Source organism: Desulfobotulus pelophilus, assembly GCF_026155325.1.
In the GTDB taxonomy this organism is placed as follows: domain Bacteria; phylum Desulfobacterota; class Desulfobacteria; order Desulfobacterales; family ASO4-4; genus Desulfobotulus; species Desulfobotulus pelophilus.
This window is the reverse complement of the sequence record NZ_JAPFPW010000026.1, coordinates 1-22261: the sequence shown is the minus strand read 5'-3', so window position 1 is coordinate 22261 and position 22261 is coordinate 1. Positions and strand designations below refer to the sequence as shown.

The following is a 22261-nucleotide window of genomic DNA, read 5'->3' as shown; positions in this document are numbered from 1 at the left end:
ACAATAAAAATGGTCAAATTTTATCTCAAAAACTCAAGTCAGAAGCTTGAGTTTTTAAGATAAAATGGAGGAAAATTCCGCGCTTCAGGGAATAAAAACGTTTTTTAGCCTTTTCTGACAAGGTTAGCCAGTGGGCCTGTTCGAAGGACGGGGTTGAATTGTCCGTAAAAAGTGCAATTTGGAGTGGTTCTGTTGCAGGATCCGTGCGTACAGCAAGCTCATGGCGATAGGTCTTCCTGTTACCAGGCAGTTGAAAGCACCCAGAAAAGCAGTAAATCTCATGGAAAAGGTCATTGACAGGATTCGAAGAATGGTGTTTCTTTGCGGAGAAACGCTGGCCGCCATAGTAAGGAGGGAGCATGGAAGAAGCGTGGCGGGAACTGGTGGATATTATGACGGGGATACAGAACTCTTCGGATATGGAGGGACTTCTCAGGGAAATCCTGACCCCAAAGGAGATTTCGGATATCTGTCTGAGGTGGCAGCTCCTGAAAGAGCTTCATGCGGGCGAGCCCCAGCGACGGATAGCAGAGCGGCATGGTATCAGCCTTTGCAAGATAACGCGCGGATCCCGTATCCTCAAATCGGATCACTGTACCTGCGTAAAGTTTTTGGATCGCCCGACCTGAACGGGCCGGGCTTTTTTCTGAAGGATATGACAAATATGACAGCAATACTCAAGGGCTATGCCCTGCCCGATGATAAGGGATATTTCGGCGAATATGGCGGTTCTTTTATTCCGGAAACCCTGCAGGCCATAATGAATGATATAACAATGGCTTATGAGGATATACGGAAAGATCCCGCCTTTCACAGGGAACTCGCCTATCTGTATAAGCATTTTGTGGGACGACCCAGCCCGATTTTTCATGCGGCTAACCTTTCCCGCAAAACGGGGGGCGCCCAGATTTATTTGAAGCGGGAAGATCTCAATCATACCGGTGCCCATAAGATCAACCATTGCCTGGGGGAAGCGCTTCTGGCCAAAAAAATGGGTAAAAAGAAAATTATTGCGGAAACCGGTGCGGGTCAGCATGGTGTTGCCCTTGCTACGGCAGCGGTTCTGGTAGGGCTGGAGTGTGATATTTACATGGGAGAAGTGGATATTGCCAAAGAGCACCCCAACGTTGTCCGTATGAAAATTCTTGGTGCCAACCTTATTCCCGTAAGCCGTGGGACAAGAACGCTTAAAGATGCTGTGGATGCTGCCTTTGAAGCTTATCTGGAAGACCCCGTGACGCAGCTTTATGCGATCGGTTCTGTGGTTGGCCCCCATCCCTTTCCCATGATGGTAAGAGACTTCCAGCAGATTGTTGGAGTGGAAGCAAGGGAGCAGTTTCAGGATATGACGGGTGGGCTCCCGGATAATCTTGTGGCCTGCGTGGGGGGAGGGTCCAATGCCATTGGGTTGTTTACGGCTTTTCTAGAAGATGAGTCCGTAGAAATTTATGGCGTTGAGCCGGCGGGCCGGAGTCTGGAGAAAGGGGATCACGCTGCAACCCTTACCCTTGGGAAACCCGGCGTGCTCCATGGCTTTAAGTCCTATTTGCTGCAGGATGAGGAAGGGGATCCCCTTCCCGTGTATTCGGTTGCTTCCGGACTGGATTATCCGGGTGTGGGGCCGCAGCACAGCCTCTTGAAGGATCTTGGTCGTGTTCAGTATGTTACGGCCGGAGATAAGGACGCCATGGATGCTTTCTTCACCCTTTCCCGGACAGAAGGCATTATTCCAGCCCTTGAAAGTGCCCATGCCCTTGCCTTTGCGATGAAAAAGGCTGCTGAACTGGATGTTTCCCGAACCATTCTGGTGAATCTTTCCGGTCGAGGGGATAAAGACATTGATTTTGTTGTTGAAAAATATGGAAAAATTTACGGGATCTGATTCGCTTTTGTAATTTTTTGCCGGCTGAAGGGCTGCGTAACGCCTGTTTTTCCGTGGATATCGGAAGAGCAGGCGTTTTTTTGTGTTGTGATATATCACTTGGTTGATGGTTGGTATCCTGTTTGAATTGATTTTTACCACCCGTATGCTTATAAACCTCATTGTTTTTATATCGTTATATCTGAATGTTTTTTTCGCTTCAGGTAAGGTGTAACCCAACAAAATATGGCTTTTTTTAAAGCCTGCTTCCCATAAAGCTGCTACTGTGGGCATGGTTCATGCATCTTCTATGCGAGAAATCTTTTTTTGTGATTACATCCTTATTGGTTCCGTCCCATGAAAAATACGAATTAAAGTTGTGGAGGGTTTTCTTTCATGAACCGTTCGGGAATGACACTCACGGAACTTGTGATGGCTTTGGCGATTTTTTCGCTTCTGTGCTCCGTAGCAGTGCCTGGATTTTACAGGCAGGTGGAGCGTTACAGATTTCAGTCCGCATCGCTGGAGCTGTATGCTGTTTTTTTATTTGCGAAATCCGAGGCTGTACGCAGGGGAAGGCATGTGGGGCTGCTGATCAATGATACCCGTATCATTGTTTTTCTGGATCGGAATGGAAGCAGACAGTTTGATAAGGATGATGACATCATACGGATTGTTCCGTTGAGTTCAACCCTCAAGATTGTGAGTGGCGATGGTGGAAGTAACCGGTATATCTATGTTTTTGATAGAAAAGGTATGACAGCTACCTGGGGGCGTGTGGTGTGGGAAGGAGCCGGAGGGAGCCGGGAAATTGTTGTGTCAAGGCCTGCCAACATTCATATGGGAACCAGGGTTGGAAAAACATGAAAGAAAGGCTGTCCAATACATGGGGATTTACTCTGATGGAACTGGTGGTGTCCATGGGAGTTATGGGAATTCTCGGTGCTGTGCTTCTCAGTCAGCTGATCCATCATATGGATGTCCATGATCGCCAGAAAGCACGGACGGATACCCAGCAGAAGGTACGGGCAGTTCTGGGATGGATGGAAGATGAATTTCGCATGGCAGGATTCAATGCTGTGGTTTCGCCCCTTCCCGGCTCGGGCGTTATAAGGGCTTCATCGGATTATTTCGCTTTTTTTTATCGTCAGGGTTCCGGAGACGACTGGAAGCGCCTGGATTATTACTTCCATCCAGTGGATCAGGGGCTTCGGAGGAAAGAACGCAATGATTTGGGTGAAGATGGTGCCGTTGCAAGGCTTCTGGAAGATGTTCGTCTGCAATTTACCTATTTGGATCGTCATAATCATGTGATCCGGAATCCTCATCCGGAAGATTATGGACGCATCCGCGCTGTGCGCATTGAGCTGGGAGCCCTGTATAAGGACCGTAAGGGCAGGGAGGGGCGTGTGGATTTTATGACAACGGTGCAGTGCCGTAATCTGGGGGTGGGTTTTTAGGGAGCGGGAGATTGTTGTGGAAAAGTGTTTTTGCCATAAGACGGGTTTTACACTGGTTGAAGTTCTCATGTCCATGCTTCTTCTTGGTATCACCGGTCTTGCTGTGTTTTCTGTTCAGATCAGCAGTATGCAGGCCATTAACCGGGCGGCCATTCTTACGGAGGCGGCGGCTCTTGCATCCCAGGAACTGGAGATTTTTCAGATTCTTCCCATGGATGTTTTCCTGAATTATGGCGAAAAGACGACAGGGGGTGAATGGAAGAAAACAAAGGAGGTCAGTGGGGCTGGTGGCCAGCGGATCTATACCCTTTACTGGAATGTGATTCAGGATGTTCCGGTATCAGGAATGGCAAGGATTGCATTGGAAGTTCACTGGAAAGACAGGGGACAGGAAAGGCGCATCTTTTTTGAAGCCTTGAAAACGGGCCTGTTGTAGAAACGGGCGGAAAAAAAGGGGTGACATGGGATCGGAAAAAGACAGTTTATTACGGAGGCGGACAATTCTGAAACCCTTGTCTTCTTCCCGGGGTATGGCTTTGCTTACCACTCTTCTCATTCTCACCCTGATGATCCTTTCCGGTTTTGCCCTTCTCTATTTTGCCACAATGGATATTCGTATTTCCGGCAATGACAGCCATTCGAGAGTTCTGCTGTACAGGGTGGAAGCCTTGGGCCTCTATGCCAGCCAGCTTGTGCTGCAAAGTGATCCGGAAATAATGCTGGAAGACTGTCCGGAACGGCCCGGATGGATTCGTTCGGAAGAAGAAGCCTCTTCATGGCTGGGTGAAGGATTTCAAAAGGCCATGGGCGAAGGCCGTACAGGTTTTTCCGTGCTCACGGATGAGGAATTCTCTGCTTTTATTCGTGCCTGGCCGGATTGGGATACGAGCTCATTGCTGACTGTGAATGATGCCAGTGTCTTTCCTTTTATCGGAGAGGGGCGGGGGCGGGTGCTGGTGGTGGATATGGGGCCTGCAGACATTGGTTCACAGGATATGGGTACTGCCAGAATGAATGCATTGGCTGTTTTTTCTGAATATGAGGACGTAAACGGTGGCAGCCGTTTTCTGGAAATCGGGTTGCTTAGAAAACAATAGCCCCATGGCAGCTTGTGTTGCTGGCACAAATGGAAGGCGGAAGGCGGATGGCATTTACCTCAGGTTCACGGATGATGTGTTGGTTGACTTTTATCTGTTTTTTAGCCGGATGGCAGGGTGGGATGGCCGGGGCCATTGAAATCAGTGATCAGCCCATGCTCAGTGTGATCAGGCCACCAGCACCCAATATTGTGTTTCTTATGGATAACTCCCTGTCCATGGGGTTTGAAGTCATGATGGAAGGCAGGGAGAAGGGTCTGTTCTATGTGCAAGGGAAAGATGGGGATTCTTCGGGGCGTGCCTATGTGTTTGCTCGTGATTCCGTGTGGGAGGGAGGTTGGGCATCCAGCCCGGATGGTAACCCCGGCACGGCACCGGTTCAATATTGGGAGACGCGTTGCAGTGGCTATAATCGTCTTTACTATGACCCGTTTGCTTATTATCAACCCTGGCCCGCAACCCGGGAATTCCCGGATATGGGCAATGCAGATCTTCTGGAGCCAAAAACCCATCCTGTGCAGGGTCGTGTTCTTTCCATGAAAGATCCTTTTGGGAGCAGAGCTTCAGAAGGTATGGGGAATGTTCTGGATAGTGAGATGGCAGAAAGGGATGGCTGGTGGGAGTCGTGTGGCTTTTCTTCTGTCAATAGGGAAGGTGCATCGCAGGATAGCAGCTGCCATTTTTCATCGTCTCTGGATGCGAGGATTACCTATGCTTTTCATGTTGCGGACAAAGGACGTCATCGCATACGGGTGCAATGGCCCCACTACGGAGATGGATTGCAGGCCGGAGAGGTTTTGATTCGGGTATACGATCATGATGATAACATTTTGCTGGGATCAATGAGGTCAGTACAGCAGGCAGGGTCGCTTGTCACTGCAGAGGTCGAGGTGGTTTCCCTGAATCCGGATGGCCCGGATCTCTATGTGGAGATTTCTGCGGCGGCGGGGAAGGCAAGGCCTGTTGGGGCATCAAGGGTGTTGCTTGTTGGTGGAAGGGTGGAGGTGGAAAGTCCGGTTGTGCTGTCCAATGCTCATTATTTCACCTTTGATGATGTAAACGAAAATGGCCGTGCCGATGCAGGGGATAGAATTTTTTTGGTGAACTTTGCCTGGCCTGCTTTGGGTGGAGGGAGCGGGGTTTATCGTCAGATTTATGAGGTTCAGGGAGGAGACAACGTGGTGGATAGGCAGTTGAAGCCGGGTTCTGTCAGGGCAACGGAGGTCTCCCGGCTGCCTGTGAGGCTGCGCCGTCTTTATGATCCTTATTATACGGATGAAGGCTGTGAAAAAGGGAGAAACCCGTTTTATGTTTCACCGGAAACGGATCTTCAGAATTATACCAACTGGTTTCAGTATTACAGAACCAGATTGCATGTCAGTAAGGCCGCTGCAGCCAGTGTGGTCCAGAATCTGGATAAGGTAAGGGTCGGTTTCCACAGTCTTATGGGAAGGGGCGGAAGTCAGTCTGTGCTGGGGCTGGGCAGCCCGGCGGGGGGACCTGTGGTTATTGTCGACAGTAAAGATGGCCCGGAAAGCTATGGGGAATATGGTACGTCGGTTGAGTGGAGAGATTCGTCTTCCATGGCGGCATACAAGGGATCTTCCCGCTATGCCCTTGCCACGGCCGGGGCATCGGAGGCGGGGGCGCTATGGTATGCGCGGATACCGGAAGCGGGAATCTATGATGTGGACATCCGCTGGACCCGCTGCGCACGGGTGGGGCCTCTGATTCAGAGAGACCGGAGAGCCCGGTACAGGGTTGGTGTTGAGGATAAGGAAGGCCGTATTGCCTGGGGGCCGGAGTATGGGGTGAACCAGGATGGCGGTCCGGAGGGAGGGTATCCCGGGCGCTGGAACCGGCTTACGGCCATTGTGGTGGAAGAGGGGCAGGAAGCCGGAAGGATGGTGGTCCAGCTCCGCCGCGGTGAAATCTGGCCCCACAGGCCTACCAGTGCCGATGCTGTCCGTTTTGTGCAGAGGGGAAGGGATTGTGAGAGTGAAGACAGGAGAGAGATGCTTTTCAACCATCTGTACCGGATAGAAGTCCCTGAAGATTCTGCCAACAGTGCAAAGCCTCTCCGCGAAGCACTGGATGTGGTTGGCAGGTACTATGCTACGGACCTTGTTCCTCCGGCATCCACAGGGTTGGGTGTTTCTCCCTATGTTTCCGAGGCAGAAGGAGGTGGCTGTCAGCAGGCTTTTGTTCTCATTGTCACGGATGGAATCTGGACCGAAGGAACGGGGGTTCATGTGGGGGATGCGGACGGAGATGGTGTTGCCAATACCCTGGCGGATGTGGCCAGGTATTATTATGCAAGAGACCTTGCACCGGATCTTCCCGATCTTGTCCCCATTAGTTTTTATGATCAGAACAGCCGACAGCACATGGTAACATCGGCACTGGTTTTTGGTGAACCCGGGCGCATCAACCCCAGGACCCACAGATTCTGGGAACCCGGTGCCGTTCCGGATGCATGGCCGTGGCCGCAGGGTGATATTGGCAGTTGGGATAATGCCGATAAAATGGATGATCTGTTCCATGCCACGGTGAATGGCCGGGGGCACTACATGAGTGCGGGATATCCTGAGGATATGGCCGCTGCCATGGGTCGTCTTCTGGGAGATATCCTGCAGCGGAGCCAGGCTTCCGGTTCTTCCTTTGCCGTGGACAGCCAGCGTCTTGTGGAAAGGATGACCCTGTACCAGACCCGGTATTATCCCGGAGACTGGCTGGGAGACCTGACGGCCAGACCCTTGCATGGCTTGCCTTCCGGTATGGAGGCAGCTGCGGAAACCTGGAGTGCGGCGCACAAGCTCAGTGAGATGAATCCTGAAGACAGAAAAATTATTTCCTTTCATGGGAAGGGCTTTGTTTTTCGTGAAGGCTTCATACCCGGTGAGGTGAAAGAAAGCCTGGAGGCTGGTCCTGAAAGAATGGAGCCCTCACTCAGGCCTTCGGCCCGCCATATTCTGGATTATACCCGGGGAAAGGATATGTCGGGTTACCGTGAACGAAGGCTTCGATATGAGGGGGCACCGAATCATATCTGCAGGATGGGAGATATGGTCCATTCGGCTCCGGTTTATCATCGTGGAATTGTTTATGTCGGTTCCAATAACGGCATGCTGCATGCCGTTGACGCGAAGGATGGCCGTGAGCTGTTTGCTTTTCTGCCATCCTTTGGTCATGCCCATCTTTGGGAGCTGATGCGGCCGGAGTATATGGATCACCACCGGTATTTTGTGGATGGTCCCATTACCATCCGGACCCTTGCGCACAACGCAGGGTTGAAGGATCTGCTGGTAGCTGGTCTGCGTAAGGGAGGGCGGGGAATTATCGGTATGACGCTAAGGGATACCCGCAGGGGCTGGTCTGTTAAAAAAGCAGGACTGGGGGAAAACGAACTGGTGCTGGGGCTTTCTCCATGGGAGTTTCCTCCCACGGAAAGCCGTATCAATGAAAAGGATATGGGATATTCTTTCAGTACCGTGGCCGTGGTGCGGTCCAATGTCCCGGACAATCCATGGGTGGCTGTTTTTGGAAACGGGTATGGCAGTGATTCCGGGGAGGCGGTGCTGATGATTGTGAATGCCCTGACCGGTCAGGAAATCAGAAGGTTAAGGACGGGGGAGGCGTCTGGAAACGGCCTTTCCAGTCCGGCCGTGGTGGATGCAACCAGAAACGGCCGGGCAGACTGGGTGTATGCCGGAGATCTGAAGGGTAACATGTGGAAATTCGATATTTCCTCCTCCAGTGTCATGGACTGGAAGGTGGCCTTTCAGGATGGTGGCAGGCCTGCCCCCCTTTTTAAAGGAGTGGGGAGGGAAGGGGAGGATCCTCAGTCCATTACGGCCAAGCCGGGTATAGGGAGGCATTGTTCCGGTTTGGGGTATGTGGTTGTCTGGGGTACGGGTAAATATCTTCATGGCAGGGATCTGGAGAATTTTGATCAGCAGACTTTCTACGGCCTATGGGATCATGGTCTGGGAGATCAGAGCAGGGGGCTGGGAAGTCTGGATCGGTCCCGGTGGGTAACCGGAACGGGAGGTGCCAGGCATTACGGGCTGAACGGGAGTCGCTATCGTTTGGTGGAACAGCGGGTTGAAGCAGCATCTCTGCGGCCTCCTGATGGAGGGAAAACCGGGCAGGCAGCTTCGGATGTGGCCTCTGTGGTAGCTTCCCACAGTGCCCACCCGCAGGAGTATGCTGTGAAAAAGGCGGGCAATGGACTGCAGCAGCCACTGCAGCTGGAAGAGGGCAGCACCGTGGGCTGGTTGTTTGATTTGCCGGATAAGGGGGAACGTATGGTGCAGGATACCCTGATCCATGGAGCCTATGCCATGGGTATTTCTTTTGTCCCCGAAGGAAGCCTTTCTCCATGCATGTCCGGAGGTTATTCCTGGCTGAATGCCGTGGAAAGCTGCACGGGCGGTCGGGCGGGTCAGGCTGTGTTTGATGTGGATGGCAATGGGAGGCTGGAGGGGGGGAAGGAGAAAGAAGATGGCAGCTGGGAATATAATGATAGCCTGATTGTGAATGGCATGGCTCTGTCCGTATCCCGTAGCCGGATGGAAGGCATGGTGCACAGACCGAATATTCTCCACGGTAAAGATACGGATGTGCTTCTGGCACCCGGCTCACAGTTCAATACCATGGTGCATAAGGTGATTGTCCGGGAAGGGGAGGGGCTATTCTACTGGCGTATGCGTTGATTCGGTCTGGATGGAGAAGGGCGGGGAAATGCCGGGAGGAAGCTGGCGTGGGCAGAAGAGCGGGGTGACAATTTTGGTCGTTTTTTGACAAATATTGACATTCCGGATCTTCTGTCTTTTTTTATGCGCCAGCATGGGTGGTTGTTTGTGCTGGTGCGGTATTTGCTTTCTCACCCAATGGGTAAGATGAAAAGCAGGAATCGGCAGGGATGTATCTTGAAAATACTTGAAACCCTAAGGGCAAGGGCGCTGGGAGAGATAGTCACCGGCTGGTGATTCCGGTTGTAAACATTGTTATTCTGATAGTATGATCTGAAATATGCAGGCGCTTTCAGGTGGTATTTTTTCATGGTCATTTTGCCATAAAGGAAGTTCACGGTGCAGAAATATCTGACAATGAAACAAGATGGCAGGCAGGAATCCGGCTTTACCCTTATTGAAGTCCTGATTGTGATGGTGATCATTTCCATAGGGTTGCTGGCCCTTGCCGCTTTGCAGAACAGGACCCTTAAGGATAATCACAGTGCCCTTCTGCGTTCAAGGGCAGTGCAGCACAGCGAGGACATCCTGGACCGGATCCGGGCTAACCGGGACAATATGGCCTCCTATGCTCTGGGATTGACAAAGGATGCTCCTGCAGGAGACCTGATTCATCAGGTGGACCTGCGGGAATGGATAAACGGCCTTACGGGCAGTCTGGCCGGTGGTAGAGGTGCGGTGCTGGTTAGCGGAGGAGTGGTGACCGTGACCGTGGAATGGCGAGAAGGAGTCAGGGGAGATGGAGAAGCTGGTGAAGCTGCTGAGGGTGATGGCACGGTTTTTCGTCAGATCAGTATGGCAACCCGTCCCTGAACCGCATGGCTGAGACCCGTTTTCCCCATCTATGGAGTGGAGCAGAATAGAGATGAAAAAAGAAGTGGTCAGAGTCTGGAAATCCCGTTCCGGCATTACCCTTGTGGAGCTGCTTGTTACCCTTGCCGTAGCCATGTTGCTGGGGACGGGCATTTATCAGGTATTTGCGGGGACTGTCCGAAGTTACTCAACCAATGAGGCACTGGCAAGACTGCAGGAAGACGGCCGCATGGCACTGGCCTTTCTGCGCTCAGAAATACAGGGGGCCGGTTATCTGGGGTGTCTGTCTGATCCGGATACGGTGGAGAGCGGGCTGAATAACCCCGATTTTTTTGCCGTAAACTTTACCCGCGGTATTTATGGTCTGGAAGCCAGTGCAGAGAACACATGGCGAGACAGTGCAGGAGAAGTATCCCCCACGGCCACAGGACTGAATGCCATGGCCTTGGATCCTCCGCCCCTTACGGGAAGTGATATTCTGGTTATCCGGGGCATGCTCCCCATTGGCCAGCCAATGACCCTGACAGGCTCTATGGATTCTGATGGGAATTTTACGGTGGATTCGCTGCCGGAAGGTTTGTTGCAGGAGGACGGTGGCGATATCCTCATGGTTGCGGACTGTCATACGGCTGTCATTTTTCAGACCACTTCCTGTTCAGATACAGGAGTTATTGCAAGGGGGCCAACGAGTGACCTGGTGCCCGGCAATGCCAGTGTACCCCTTGCGGGTGGGTTCAGTACCGGAGCAGAGGTGTTTGTGCCCCAGACCCAGATATTTTATGTGGCCAATGATCCTATCACCAACATCCCTTCTTTGTTCAGCATGTCCCGGCCCACAAGGTCTCTCGCTGATCTTGTCATTTCCGGGGTAGATAACTTTCAGGTGCGTTATGGGGTGGATACAAACGGGGATGGGATGGTGAATGGCTATGTAAATGCAAATGCAGTGACGGACTGGGGCAGAGTGCTCAGTGTGCGTTTTGGTCTGTTGCTCCGAACCCCCCTGATCAGTGATCCCAATGCCCCGGCTGATGCCGGAACCTATGATGTTTCTGGAAATGGCGCTACGGACTTTACCGCACCGGGGGATCGCCGCATGCGCATGGTTTTTTCCGGAACCGTTGGCCTTCGTAACCGTATCCGCTAACCAAGGATGAATGCCATGATAAAAACGATTCACTCTGTCAGCGATAATGAAAAAGGGATTATCCTTATCACCTCCCTCGTTCTGCTGGTCATTCTTACCCTTATTGGCATTGCAGCCATGCAGTCTACCACCCTTCAGGAGCGTATGGCTGGCAATATGGAACAGAGGGACCGCGCCTTTCAGGCGGCGGAATCCGGCCTCAGGGCGGCGGAAGCGCGGTTTGCGGCCTGGGGAATTAATCCGCCTGCTTTTAATGGTCAGGACGGTCGCTACCACAGTGTCAGCAGTCCTTTACCTGCTGACTGGTGGCTTCCTGCAAGAAACCCCATGCAGGATGCGGATAGCAATGCTGTTTTTATCATTGAGGAAGTGAGGTCCATTGAGGATGCGGGTGCGAATTCCATTGCCTTTGTCCCTAGTGAGGATTTTGCCATTCTATACCGTATCCGTTCCAGAGCCCAAAGTCCCAATACCCGGGCAACGGTTATGCTGGAAACAACGTTTGTTTATTGAAATGAAGTTTTTTTGTATATGAGGAGATCCCCATGAACAGAAAGTTAGTCTGGGCAATACTTTTGTTGTGCTCGCTAGCCCCGCAGAGTCTTATGGCTGTACCGCTTTTTCAAGGGGTAGTAGAAAGTTTCGACCCTGAAAGCAGGGTTGTTTTCATTGATAAAAAACAATATGTTATCTCAGATCTTGCTGCCCTCGAGGACTCTGTAAGAAAAGATGGAAGTTGGGACGATCATGCCCTTTTAGCTGGAAAGCGTGTGGTTTTTCAGCTGAAGAGTGTGCGAGAGGGTGAAAACAGAATCGTTTATCTCCGGATTGAAAACTGAGGCGTATTTTTAGGGGGCATGCATGATGATGCAGCAAATCAAGCGATCTATGGGCAAGGCCAGCTTCTTGATATTGGTACAGATGGGACTGGCAGCTGTTTTGGTATGGGGAAGCATGGCTGCTGCGGATGAGCTTCCTCAGGAGCCACTTTTTCTTTCAACTTCCGTAGAGCCCAATCTTTTATTTATTATCGATGATTCAGGCTCCATGCATTTTGAAATAACTCCAGATGAGCATATTCTTTCACAATCCTACTACATTTTCCCCAGGGTATCCGAAGCATACAATAGTGGCCATGGTTATACCAACCGTATCCCGACTTTTGAAAGGGATCAGCCATATAATGCGTTTGCCCGCTCCCCTCAACATAATGCCAGTTATTATAATCCTGCCGTAGAGTATAAACCGTGGAAAAAAGCAGATGGCAGCTCCTACACAGATGCGGATCCGGAAGCTGCTTATCATAATCCTGAAAAGGAGTGGTTAGGCTATTTTGACCTCACAACCCGGAGAGCGGGAACGAGGGCAGGATATACTTCACGGGGGACAGACGCGCAACCTATTCGGTGCTCTTCTCTGAGCAGTTGTTCTGGTGGTTCAAGGGTGGCCTACTGGCCAGCTTTTTACTATTGGTATACAGGTGGAGATCCTTGGCTTGTCAATAACTATCAACGCATATCGATTAATGTGGGTGACACGGGCTATAATGGATCGATCACAGCTGCCACCCGATTTGAAGGGCATGGCAGAACTCCTGAAACCAGATCGGATTGCAGTACTAGACAGGAGGGCGGCAATGTCATAGCCTCCTGTACTCAGGCTCAGGAGATGCAGAACTTTGCTAACTGGTATACATATTACCGTTCCAGAATACTAGCTTCCAGAGCGGCTATCGGAAGGGCTTTTTCTGAGCAGGGAGAGTATATGCGTGTGGGGTACGGTTCCATTAATCAGGGCCGTTCAACCATTGATGGTGTTGCAACAGAAAAAATAAAAATGGGTGTCCGGCCGTTCAGGGGTGCGGACAGACAGCGTTTTTTTACCCACTTGTATACGGATGATATCCCATCTGCTGGAACGCCATTGCGGCTTTCCCTTAAGGCTGCGGGGGAGTACTTTAAAAGGCGGGATAATCGGGGGCCATGGGGGGCTGTGCCGGGAACCAATAATACGGAGAGTCACATCAGCTGCCGTAGTAGTTACACCATATTGATGACCGATGGCTACTGGAATGGAAGTAGTCCAAATGTGGGTAATGCTGACAGGGAGAAGACTTCTTTTTCTCACGAGCGCCCGGATGGGACCGTGGAAACATTTACGATAGGGCCAACTTTTTCAGATTCAGTCAGTGATACATTGGCTGACGTTGCCATGACGTATTGGAAAGAGGACTTACGGCCGGATTTGCCCAACAATGTTTTTGAAATTAAGGCCAGATATAATGATGATACAAAAGAGCTGGAAAGGGTCAGCAACCCGGCATTCTGGCAGAATATGATGACTTTTGGCGTGGGACTTGGTGTGACAGGATCCATTGACCCTCAGGCGGCGTTTCTGGCTGTGGAGAATGGGCAGACCATTAACTGGCCCTCTCCAACCACTGATGCCGCTAAGATAGATGATCTGTTGCATGCCGGAGTGAACAGCAGGGGAGGTTTTTTCAGTGCGGCGGATCCCATTACTTTTGCCGATGAACTGAGTAAGCTGCTGGATAACATTGCGGGCGATATCGAAGGAAGCATGACGGCCATTGTGGCCAACAGCACCCGTATTACGGACAATACCCTCGTTTATCAGGCTGTTTTTGACAGCAGGGACTGGAGTGGCCGGATGCGGGCATTCCCCATCAGTAAAAAAGGGGTGGTCAGCACCACTGCCGCATGGGATACTTTTACGGATGGGGTCATTCCTGGCCATAGCCAGCGGAGAATTTTTACCCATGATGGCACCAAAGGGGTGGCTTTTCAGTGGAACAGCATCAGTGAAGAGCAGCAAAATCAGCTGAATGATGATGCGGATCTGCTGGGCTGGCTCCGTGGAGATACCTCCAAAACCCAATTCCGCACCCGCTCTGACCGCACGGTTCTGGGAGATATCATTGGCTCGGATCCCATGATTGTGGGGCCTCTGAACATGCAGTACCATCTCCTTCCCGAGGGCACTGCCGGAAGAGACACTTATGGTACCTTCCGGATAGGCAACCGAAGCCGGAAGCGGGTTCTGTACGTAGGCGCCAATGACGGCATGCTGCACGCTTTTGATGCGGCTACGGGCAAAGAGATTTTTGCCTATGTGCCGAATCTTGTCTTTCCAAGACTGAAGGAGCTGGCAAGTCGTGAGTACAGCCATCGGTATTATGTGGATGGTCCCATGGCCGTGGGGGATGTCCATATCCGGACACCTCAGGAGGCCACGGAAAAATGGAGAACGGTTCTGGTCGGAACCCTTGGTGCGGGAGGAAAGGGGATTTATGCCCTGGATGTGACAACTCCCTATGATGGAGATACGGTAAAGCTCAATGAACAGAACGTCATGTGGGAGTTTACCCATGAGGATCTGGGGTATGTGCTGGGACAACCCGTTATCGGTTTTCTTGGTGGGGAATGGGTGGTGATTCTGGGGAATGGTTACAGAGGTAAAAGCAAGGAAGCCTCCCTGTTTATTGTACGTCTTCGTGACGGACAGCTTATGAAGAAAATTGATACGGGCGCAGGAGGGGCGGGTAATGCCAATGGGCTGTCGCCTGTGACTTTGCTTGTAAATGAAAAGCGTGTGCTTCAGCATGCCTATGCAGGGGATCTTCTTGGTAATGTATGGAAGTTTGATCTCACCCATGGCAATAGTGGCCAATGGGATGTGGCTTTTACGAGTGGTAGCAAAAAAGTCCCCCTCTTTACGGCTAAAAATGCAGCTGGTGACGCGCAACCCATCACAGCCCCTGTGGATATACGGAAACACCCGGATAGCGGATATGTGGTTCTTTTTGGAACCGGAAAGTATTTTGAAGAGGGCGATAACATTGTCGGTACCAGTCCATCTGTGCAGTCCTTTTATGGTATCCGGGATAATGGCGCTGCCATAGCCAAGCAGGACAGGTCTACCCTGCTGGGTCAGTCCATACTGGAGGAAAAGCGTTTTGACTCGAAAGGGCCTCTTTTCCGGGTGATCAGCAGCAATGCGGATGATAAAAAAACCGACGGATGCTATCTGGATCTGAGTCTTGCCTCTGTGGGGGGACGTGGAGAACGGGTGGTAACGGCCCCTGTCCTCCGCCACGGGCGTGCGGCGTTTTCTACCCTCATTCCGTCGGATAGCAAGGATCCTTGTTCTCCTGCTGCGGGTACGGGGTGGCTCATGCAGGTGGATGCACTGACCTGCGGCCAGCCTAAAGGAAAGGTATTTGATACCAATGCGGATGGCACCATTGGCGACGGAGACCATGCTGTTTCCGGTATGGCCTTTGAGAAGGGACTGATTACGAGGCCTACTCCCCTGCCGGGATCCAATAATCAGGAATTCATGATTATTACGGATACGGAAGGTAACTTAGAGCCCGTTCCCAGTCCTGGCGATACGTCCCGGCTGGGCCGTCGTTCCTGGCGGCAGTTGCCGTAGTTCTTTTTGCAGTAAGTTTTTGTGATGTGAATTGTGCTGCCCGCATCAGTGTATGATGCGGGCAGCTTTGATTCAGAAAAACCGTTGAAGGGGGTTGTATGAATAAGAGGGATGGTGAGAATGGATTTACCCTTGTTGAACTGATGATTGTGATTGCATTGATCGGTATTCTTGCGGGTATAGCATGGCCGCAGTATACAAACCATGTTCTCCGGTCCGGTCGTTCCGATGCCAGAGCCAGTCTGATGGAGCGGGCTCAGCAGGCGGAACGTTTTTATGTGCGGAATAATACCTATACCGGTGCGATGGGCGCAGGCCTGACATCGGCAGAGGGACGGTATGCCATTTCTTTTGCAGTCACCAGCAGTGGTGGGGGGTTTACCTTAACGGCTACTCCCACGGGAGGACAGGCAAGGGATACCCGATGCAATCGTATGGTAATCAATCATCAGGGGCAGAAGACAGCAAGAACGGCAACGGATGAGGATTCCAGCGCTGTATGCTGGTAGCGGGGCAACAGGGAGAAGCTATCTCCCTGTTGCCAGTAAGGCCGAAACCCACTCGACAAAGCAACTGCTGTTTCCGATCTGATGAGAGCAAGCAGGCATTTTTATCTGCGTTGAGTGGTAAATGGATTTTTTAGTAAGTTTTGTTTACTCAAGTTTCGGACTTGCCACAATGCTTTGATTTTAAATGATAAAATCTTAAAGTCGTAGATTTTCCATATTTAAAGGCCCCTTAATTTAGTGTATAAGACAATCGCCTAAACCGTCGAATCCACTAAAGAAAGAGGCTTTTTATGAATACAACACCCAAGATCAAAAATCAACACAGCTTTACTACTCAAGTCCGAAACTTGAGTTATTTATTTGGGCCCGCTGGTTGTGAACCGGCCGTTGCGGTCTATGGTGATATCAAAGTGTGTTTTAGAGGTGTCCACGCCACCGGCGCCGGGAAGGCCTGCGGTAATGGTGCCGCCCATGTCTCTTCCAAAGCCTGTAGGTGGGTAGGTCATGGAATTAAGGGGGGCCGCCGTGGGAGTACTGCTTGTTACTCCTTGTATGACAATGTTGCCTCTGCTGGGTGGGAAGACCCTGAGCAGTTCTTCTCCTGCGTTCCGTATGCCATCTCCGGCGGTATCCACAAAAACAATATACCCCGTTTCCCATCCTGTTCCGGCTGCTGTGCTGCAGGAAGGGGCGATGGTACCCGTTGGACTGTCCGTTGCGTTGGGATTGGCAGATCGGCAGATGGTAACGGAAGTACCACGGGTAATGGCCTCATTTCTTGCATAACTCATTGCCGTGCCAAGGGTGAAGGTGGCGGTTTTGATGTGATTGTTATTCCGAGCTTCTCTGAAAGTCGGTGTGGCAATGGCAGCTATAATGCCCAGCAGGGCTATGATGACGACAATTTCAACAAGCGTAAAACCTTTTGGGTTTCCCATGGTGATCTCCGGAAATAAAAGAAAGGGCTGCGTGACAGGATTGTGTGGGTTGTGGTCTGCCAAAGGTCAAATTTTTTGGCCCATCCTTTCCTGGTTCATCGCCAGTCAGATGGGTGTGATCAACTTTGCAAATCTGCACTGGTGTGGTGCATGCAGTGGGTGATAAAGGGCAGTAAGTGTGGGTACAGAGTAGGCACAATAGTCCAAATATTGAAAGAAAAAAGGACCTGTGACAGCAAAAAGGTATCCCTCTTGCCTGCTTATCTCGTCTGCTTGCAAGTTTCAGTCCTTTGACAGAGGGCTCGGGCTGTTGGGTGCATAAGTAAAAGGGCTCTGGCAGAAATTTTTTCGATAATGCACAGACAATTGAAGATGCAGCTACAGAATGTCCGTTATCAGAAAGGCGTTTTGGAAGAAAAGGGCTGACAAATTTTGTTGTTTTTTGACTTTTTTTGTCATCGTACACCGGAAACAATACGGCAGGCCACAAAGTACATAGAAAATTTGTTCAAACGGCAACGACAGCAAAAAAGGCTTAGTTATATAATTGTCTATGAGAAACTCTTTTTCAAAGAGCAGGGGGCTGCTTACATATTTTCAGGCTCTGGCATCATAGGCAAGGGACGTTGCATTTTTGTATAAGATTGAATGCGCTGGTTCAGCAAAAAGAGCTGTAGAGCCCATCTTTTCTGGAAAAAAGAGCACAAAAAAAGCCGCCCGAAGGCGGCTTGCATTTTGTTACTGGTGGAGGCGGCGGGCTTCGAATGTTTTCTTAACTATTTAAAAGAAAAGGGTTTTTTGCTGTGCTTCTTTTTTGATTACTCCAAGATTACTTGGTTGTTTTTTTCAGGCTTATTCTTAGCCCGCCTTGGTTTTTAATTCTTCCACCGAATTCAGTAGCAGCCGAAATCAATGATGTGGCTTATTTACGCCTGCACCCCACCTGATTTTTCTTTCTGCTGCCTGAGGGTCTGAAGAAAGGCTTCATGATGGACTTCCGGACTGAGTACGCTTACCGTCCGGAGGATATTGTTCACAGAAACCACCATATTCTGATGAAGCTGGCCGACGGTGCGTAAGCTTGCCAGCATACCATTCACTTCCCGGACAAGGTGCCGTGCCAGAAGGATCTGATCTTCATGGCCATGGTTGATGTCCACGGGAGCAACAGACCCATAGCGGCCCGTCTTGCGGATGGCGGGGAGAACTTCCGATGCCACCCAGTTGGTAAACTCTTCGGCGGCGGGTTTGTTGGAGCGGAAGGCCAGTTTGTACAGGGCGGGTTCGTTGATGAGGATGAATTCTTTTTCCTGTTCTCCGTACTCACCGTGTTGGTTTTTGAGGGTGGTCCGGAAACTCCGGACCACCCTCCAGCTTTCCGGAATACTCTGCAAAGAATCAGACCCTTTCCATGCAATATCCATTGCATCGCAAACATCCCTGGCCACAAACCAAGTCTCTTCATTTTCGGATAAGGTTCTTACGGTGTGATTCTGAAAGGTAAAATCAGTGATGGACAGATGCTGTGTCATGACGGTCTCCTTGTGTATGGAATTTAGGAATCCGCCGTCCTTGTGCGAAAAGGGTGGCGGTAGCTGTACGGGTTCGCACTACCGGACACAAGGCAAACCGGCCCTCCGAAGAGGCCCATACAGCCCCGCCATAAGAGTGAGCGAGGGCGCAAAAAATGCGCCTGCATTTTTATGGTGGGCGCTTTCCGCCACTGTGTTTCAGGAGTGCGAATCCCGGCTGCGGTTTTTTGCCACAGTATGAAAACGATACCCAGACCGGAATAGAATGTCAAGATGCCTGTTGAGGATGCAGGGGAAAGTTGCGGGAAATGTAAATGGGACTTGTCAGGCTGGGGTGCGTGGGGTATAGAAAAGGATCTTTTTTCAGATGGTACAGTGGGGTTTGTGGGCAGTACAACTCCTCAGCCTGCATGTTATACAGAACTGTATAATATTTTGTTAGCCTTAAAAAGCGATAAACCAAGATAGATTAATAATGGCCGCAAATAAGTTTTCAATAGCTGGCAACCCAACTCGAACAAACACTCTTGTTGAGTTTTTGGAGCAAGAGGTTAATGGGGTATTTGCAGAGGTTCTGTATTTTCCAGATCAGTTCAATCCAGATCCATCAAGAGTTCTGAGGCAAAAAAGCAAAACATATAGAAATGTCTCATTCAAAGACACTACATTTCGTAACGTGAGCTTTGTGTATTGCATTTTCGATGGGTGCTTGCTACTTAGCTCAAAATTCATCGATTGTGAATTTATTGACTGCCAATTTATCAACACAAACACTAATAAGTCACAATTTGAAAGGACTTTTATCGACCCAGCATATTTCAGTAAAAACTTTGATCTAAAAGCGGATACGAACATAGCAGCAGATCTGTACCATAGTCTATACAAAAACCTAAGTAATGAAAGGCAACCGGACAGGGCAAAAGAAAGCCTTTACATGATGTATCGAGCTGAAAATGCACATCTCAACTCTCAATTGGATCGAAAAAGAATAAAATTACATACGTTCTTGCGGAAAAAAATGGTTCATACTTTTGATTTCCTAACTTCTGGCTATGGCCTAAAGTTGCACAGAGTTCTGATTACATATGTAATCATTGTTTTAATATTTTCAGGTATCAATTATTATTTTCGGGTAGAGTTATTTGGGGATGGCGTTATATGCTCATTTCTTGATTCTGTATACTTTACTTTGGTTACCCTAACTACTCTTGGTTATGGCGATATATCCCCAACCACTCAACTCGGAAAGCTCGTTGTTGCCGTGGAAGTTACATTGGGGATTGTTGTTATTTCGTTGTTCCTGAAATCAATAAGTTCTAGGGTGATAAAAACATGACGATAATTTCTGCAGTTTTATTCGGATCGCAGGTGTCCGGTGGAAGCGACCGTCAAAGTGACAAAGACTTGCTTGTTATCTGCAACTCTAAAAATAAAAAAGATGCCATAAAGACATATTCTTCTCTTGGTTATAATGTTTCCGTTTACACGCCGTATCAACTTGAATCTATGAGGCTGCAAGGTTCATTGTTCTTGCAGCATTTAAAGCATGAGTCCCAGGTGCTTTATGATAGTGGCGATACGTTCAAGGCGCTTATTGCTAAATGCGACCTAATCCCTCCATCTTTTGAGGAAATGGAGCGTTCTAGAAAAAGCCTTCTCAATGCCCTGAGTAGCCCTAATAGTTATGTGGCTTCTTGGTGGCTTGCTGATTATTTGTTCGTTTTATCGAGAGATTATTTTATAAAGTACTTTGCAAGAAAAAGGCGAGTTCTATTTAATGTGGTTCAGTTAACTCGCGAAATAGAGCAAGAGTTTAATTTGGGAAAAATAGAAGCTGAAACATTTCTTGCTCTTAGGAAATGCAAATCTATTTACAGGAGCGGAATAGCTACTGGATCCCAGGTGGACCAAATTCTTTTAAAGTGGCATGACATACTGATAAGAATACTGGGCATTCCTCCTGTTGTACGGCTATCAAGCAAAAGTTATTTATTTGATAGAGCGATTGATGGCTTTGAGTCAAATTACGAATTGCTGCGTTATATAGAATCATTGAGGATTATGTTTCCTAATGTTAAGTGTGGAAAAAAGCATGAAGCCCATGTGATGCGAATGATCTTAAATCCAAATCATTACTCCAGCACATCTGTAAGAGGTAAAAAGTTTTTATCGTTATATCTTATGCAATTTAGAGAAGCGGCTAACAAGCGCGTTAACACGGACTGCCAAAAACGTCCTGGCTTCCGCTTTGCTTTAAAAGAAAAGGGGCCAGACCCCTTTATATTCCAAAGACCAAGAGTAAAAGGGGTCAGACCCCTTTTATCCTTGCAGCTGATCCGCCGCCCCGTTAGCCGTCTGATTGGGCTTGGGTAGGTTCTGAATGAGTGATGATGTAGAGCAGTGTCTCGATTGGTTCTTGGAGCGTTCAGATAAAGCGCTCGATTCCGAGCTTGCGACAACGGATAGGATTCGTGATCGCATTGCCTTCATATCTGGAGTGCTCCTGACGCCCGCAGCTGTGATTGTAGTTTCTCTGCTTTCAACATATGGGGCTGGATACTTCGCCGGTTTAGGATTCTGGCTGTTCTCGGTACCAGCTTCCTTGTCAATTCTTCTATTGTTGGTGTCGCTCGCCTTCGTGTTTTTCGTTTTGTTCAGAGGGTTTGAGTACAAAGCTGGCATTAAGCCGCCCGCTCTGTTTGAGTACTACCAAGGTGGTTCAAGCATCAAAGAGTCAATATGTGACACAAAGCACATTCTCCTCATGTCCCTGAACGAATCAATTTCGCACAACGCCGGCGTGAATAGGCGACGAATGACAGGTATTCTTCGGGCACAGGTTGCGGCAACATTAGCTATTCCATTCGTATTGGCTTCTATGCCGTACTATTTCTATGTTCAAACAGTGTCGAATGAGAAAGAAGCCGTAGTAGTTGAAATTTTGCAAACTAGACAGCCATTGGAGGTGGTTATGACGGAAGATACAAACAAGATTCCGGCCAGTTCTCAACAGTCACCTGCAGCGCCATCGCAGCCGCTCATCCCGGAGCCGACTAGACCTGCACCGCCCACAGAGAAGTTTTTTGATTCTGTGATTCCGCCGAAAGGGGAAGGGAATAAGACGCTAAACGAGTGACAGCGGCTAATAATCGGCTGCACCGGATAAATTTCCGCTGTCATCCTTTGTGCATAGGACCGAACAAAGGCCGCCAACAAAAATTTCCCGGTGAGCCGAAGGAGAAAAAAGGAAAAAGGGGTCAGACCCCTTTTTCTCTTTTTCTCTTAGACCCCTTTTATCCTCTTTTATCTGACTCCTTTTACCTTAACAACAACCGAGAATGACCCGATGACCGAACAGCCAAAAAATCCTCTGCATGGATTAAGCTTAGAAAAAATTTTGACTTGCCTGGTTGAACACTATGGCTGGGAGGATTTATACAAACAAATCAGTATCAACTGTTTTTTAAATGAGCCGTCGGTTAAATCATCACTGAAGTTCTTGCGTAAAACTCCATGGGCTCGTGAGAAAGTGGAGACCTTGTATGTAAGTACATTTGTCTAAAAAAAGGGGCTGCCCCCTTTATGCTCCAAAGACCCAAAAAGCAGCCCCCCTTAAATCCCAGACACAAAAAGCGGTTTCCCGAAAGGAACCGCTTTTTCCATGTCTGAATATCTGCCCGTCAGCCTTCCCTTTT

At 49.6% G+C, this 22261-nt stretch carries 19 protein-coding genes; 17 read left to right on the top strand and 2 right to left on the bottom strand.

Annotated elements, in window-relative coordinates:
* Window positions 1–359 precede the first annotated feature (359 nt).
* From OOT00_RS14800 to OOT00_RS14735, 13 genes are all read left to right on the top strand, one after another.
* Entirely contained in the window at window positions 360–629 is a 270-nt protein-coding gene (locus tag OOT00_RS14800) for a Trp family transcriptional regulator (protein WP_265426191.1), read from the top strand.
* A 35-nt stretch (window positions 630–664) separates the two neighbouring features.
* Window positions 665–1882 carry a tryptophan synthase subunit beta gene (gene trpB / locus OOT00_RS14795; protein ID WP_265426190.1) on the top strand — a complete coding sequence of 406 codons (1218 nt, stop codon included), beginning with the start codon at window positions 665–667 and terminating at the stop codon, window positions 1880–1882.
* Between the two features lie 375 nt (window positions 1883–2257).
* Window positions 2258–2728: a GspH/FimT family pseudopilin gene (locus OOT00_RS14790; RefSeq protein ID WP_265426189.1), complete on the top strand. Its 471-nt coding sequence runs from the start codon at window positions 2258–2260 to the stop codon at window positions 2726–2728.
* Window positions 2725–3321, top strand: coding sequence for a PulJ/GspJ family protein (locus OOT00_RS14785; RefSeq protein WP_265426188.1), 597 nt, complete (start codon window positions 2725–2727; stop codon window positions 3319–3321). Before OOT00_RS14790 ends, OOT00_RS14785 begins: the two co-directional genes overlap by 4 nt.
* A 16-nt stretch (window positions 3322–3337) precedes the next feature.
* Entirely contained in the window at window positions 3338–3757 is a 420-nt protein-coding gene (locus OOT00_RS14780; protein ID WP_265426187.1) for a type IV pilus modification PilV family protein, read from the top strand.
* A 25-nt stretch (window positions 3758–3782) separates the two neighbouring features.
* Window positions 3783–4418 carry a hypothetical protein gene (locus OOT00_RS14775; RefSeq protein WP_265426185.1) on the top strand — a complete coding sequence of 212 codons (636 nt, stop codon included), beginning with the start codon at window positions 3783–3785 and terminating at the stop codon, window positions 4416–4418.
* Between the two features lie 71 nt (window positions 4419–4489).
* Window positions 4490–9133: a PilC/PilY family type IV pilus protein gene (locus tag OOT00_RS14770; protein ID WP_265426183.1), complete on the top strand. Its 4644-nt coding sequence runs from the start codon at window positions 4490–4492 to the stop codon at window positions 9131–9133.
* Window positions 9134–9511: 378 nt separating this feature from the next.
* A complete protein-coding gene (gene pilV, locus OOT00_RS14765; RefSeq protein WP_265426182.1) occupies window positions 9512–9985 on the top strand; it encodes a type IV pilus modification protein PilV in 474 nt (157 codons plus the stop codon).
* A gap of 52 nt (window positions 9986–10037) precedes the next feature.
* A complete protein-coding gene (locus OOT00_RS14760) occupies window positions 10038–11132 on the top strand; it encodes a PilW family protein (RefSeq protein ID WP_265426181.1) in 1095 nt (364 codons plus the stop codon).
* A gap of 15 nt (window positions 11133–11147) precedes the next feature.
* A complete protein-coding gene (locus OOT00_RS14755) occupies window positions 11148–11645 on the top strand; it encodes a pilus assembly PilX family protein (protein WP_265426180.1) in 498 nt (165 codons plus the stop codon).
* Window positions 11646–11677: 32 nt separating this feature from the next.
* The gene (locus OOT00_RS14750) at window positions 11678–11971 is read left to right on the top strand and encodes a hypothetical protein (RefSeq protein WP_265426179.1); all 294 of its coding nucleotides are present in this window, start codon (window positions 11678–11680) and stop codon (window positions 11969–11971) included.
* 22 nt (window positions 11972–11993) lie between these two features.
* Window positions 11994–15587 (top strand): pilus assembly protein, encoded by a 3594-nt coding sequence (locus OOT00_RS14745; protein WP_265426178.1) that lies wholly within the window; start codon window positions 11994–11996, stop codon window positions 15585–15587.
* A 98-nt stretch (window positions 15588–15685) separates the two neighbouring features.
* Window positions 15686–16096: a type IV pilin protein gene (locus OOT00_RS14735; protein ID WP_303649999.1), complete on the top strand. Its 411-nt coding sequence runs from the start codon at window positions 15686–15688 to the stop codon at window positions 16094–16096.
* A gap of 356 nt (window positions 16097–16452) precedes the next feature.
* Here the strand turns inward: OOT00_RS14735 and OOT00_RS14730 are convergent, their stop codons facing one another.
* Window positions 16453–17034: a GspH/FimT family pseudopilin gene (locus OOT00_RS14730; RefSeq protein WP_265426177.1), complete on the bottom strand. Its 582-nt coding sequence runs from the start codon at window positions 17032–17034 to the stop codon at window positions 16453–16455.
* Between the two features lie 926 nt (window positions 17035–17960).
* On the bottom strand, window positions 17961–18566 hold the full coding sequence (locus tag OOT00_RS14725; RefSeq protein ID WP_265426175.1) for a BRO-N domain-containing protein: 606 nt from the start codon (window positions 18564–18566) through the stop codon (window positions 17961–17963).
* Between the two features lie 475 nt (window positions 18567–19041).
* Here OOT00_RS14725 and OOT00_RS14720 point away from each other — a divergent pair, with 475 nt between their 5' ends.
* The 4 genes from OOT00_RS14720 (at window position 19042) to OOT00_RS14705 (ending at window position 22128) form a co-directional block, all read left to right on the top strand.
* The gene (locus OOT00_RS14720) at window positions 19042–19902 is read left to right on the top strand and encodes an ion channel (RefSeq protein WP_265426174.1); all 861 of its coding nucleotides are present in this window, start codon (window positions 19042–19044) and stop codon (window positions 19900–19902) included.
* Window positions 19899–20939, top strand: coding sequence for a hypothetical protein (locus OOT00_RS14715; RefSeq protein WP_265426173.1), 1041 nt, complete (start codon window positions 19899–19901; stop codon window positions 20937–20939). Before OOT00_RS14720 ends, OOT00_RS14715 begins: the two co-directional genes overlap by 4 nt.
* A 7-nt stretch (window positions 20940–20946) precedes the next feature.
* Window positions 20947–21702, top strand: a complete 756-nt coding sequence (locus OOT00_RS14710) for a hypothetical protein (protein WP_265426172.1) — start codon at window positions 20947–20949, stop codon at window positions 21700–21702.
* 210 nt (window positions 21703–21912) lie between these two features.
* Window positions 21913–22128: a VF530 family protein gene (locus OOT00_RS14705; RefSeq protein ID WP_265426171.1), complete on the top strand. Its 216-nt coding sequence runs from the start codon at window positions 21913–21915 to the stop codon at window positions 22126–22128.
* Window positions 22129–22261: the final 133 nt, after the last annotated feature.

Coding starts and splice junctions, on each gene's coding strand:
- OOT00_RS14790 (WP_265426189.1), top strand. CDS start 2,258: ATGAACCGTTCGGGAATGACACTCACGGAACTTGTGATGGCTTTGGCG.
- OOT00_RS14710 (WP_265426172.1), top strand. CDS start 20,947: ATGAGTGATGATGTAGAGCAGTGTCTCGATTGGTTCTTGGAGCGTTCA.
- OOT00_RS14760 (WP_265426181.1), top strand. CDS start 10,038: ATGAAAAAAGAAGTGGTCAGAGTCTGGAAATCCCGTTCCGGCATTACC.
- OOT00_RS14745 (WP_265426178.1), top strand. CDS start 11,994: ATGATGATGCAGCAAATCAAGCGATCTATGGGCAAGGCCAGCTTCTTG.
- OOT00_RS14705 (WP_265426171.1), top strand. CDS start 21,913: ATGACCGAACAGCCAAAAAATCCTCTGCATGGATTAAGCTTAGAAAAA.
- OOT00_RS14770 (WP_265426183.1), top strand. CDS start 4,490: ATGATGTGTTGGTTGACTTTTATCTGTTTTTTAGCCGGATGGCAGGGT.
- OOT00_RS14775 (WP_265426185.1), top strand. CDS start 3,783: ATGGGATCGGAAAAAGACAGTTTATTACGGAGGCGGACAATTCTGAAA.
- OOT00_RS14800 (WP_265426191.1), top strand. CDS start 360: ATGGAAGAAGCGTGGCGGGAACTGGTGGATATTATGACGGGGATACAG.
- OOT00_RS14750 (WP_265426179.1), top strand. CDS start 11,678: ATGAACAGAAAGTTAGTCTGGGCAATACTTTTGTTGTGCTCGCTAGCC.
- OOT00_RS14785 (WP_265426188.1), top strand. CDS start 2,725: ATGAAAGAAAGGCTGTCCAATACATGGGGATTTACTCTGATGGAACTG.
- OOT00_RS14720 (WP_265426174.1), top strand. CDS start 19,042: ATGGCCGCAAATAAGTTTTCAATAGCTGGCAACCCAACTCGAACAAAC.
- OOT00_RS14725 (WP_265426175.1), bottom strand. CDS start 18,566: ATGACACAGCATCTGTCCATCACTGATTTTACCTTTCAGAATCACACC.
- trpB (WP_265426190.1), top strand. CDS start 665: ATGACAGCAATACTCAAGGGCTATGCCCTGCCCGATGATAAGGGATAT.
- OOT00_RS14755 (WP_265426180.1), top strand. CDS start 11,148: ATGATAAAAACGATTCACTCTGTCAGCGATAATGAAAAAGGGATTATC.
- OOT00_RS14730 (WP_265426177.1), bottom strand. CDS start 17,034: ATGGGAAACCCAAAAGGTTTTACGCTTGTTGAAATTGTCGTCATCATA.
- OOT00_RS14735 (WP_303649999.1), top strand. CDS start 15,686: ATGAATAAGAGGGATGGTGAGAATGGATTTACCCTTGTTGAACTGATG.
- OOT00_RS14715 (WP_265426173.1), top strand. CDS start 19,899: ATGACGATAATTTCTGCAGTTTTATTCGGATCGCAGGTGTCCGGTGGA.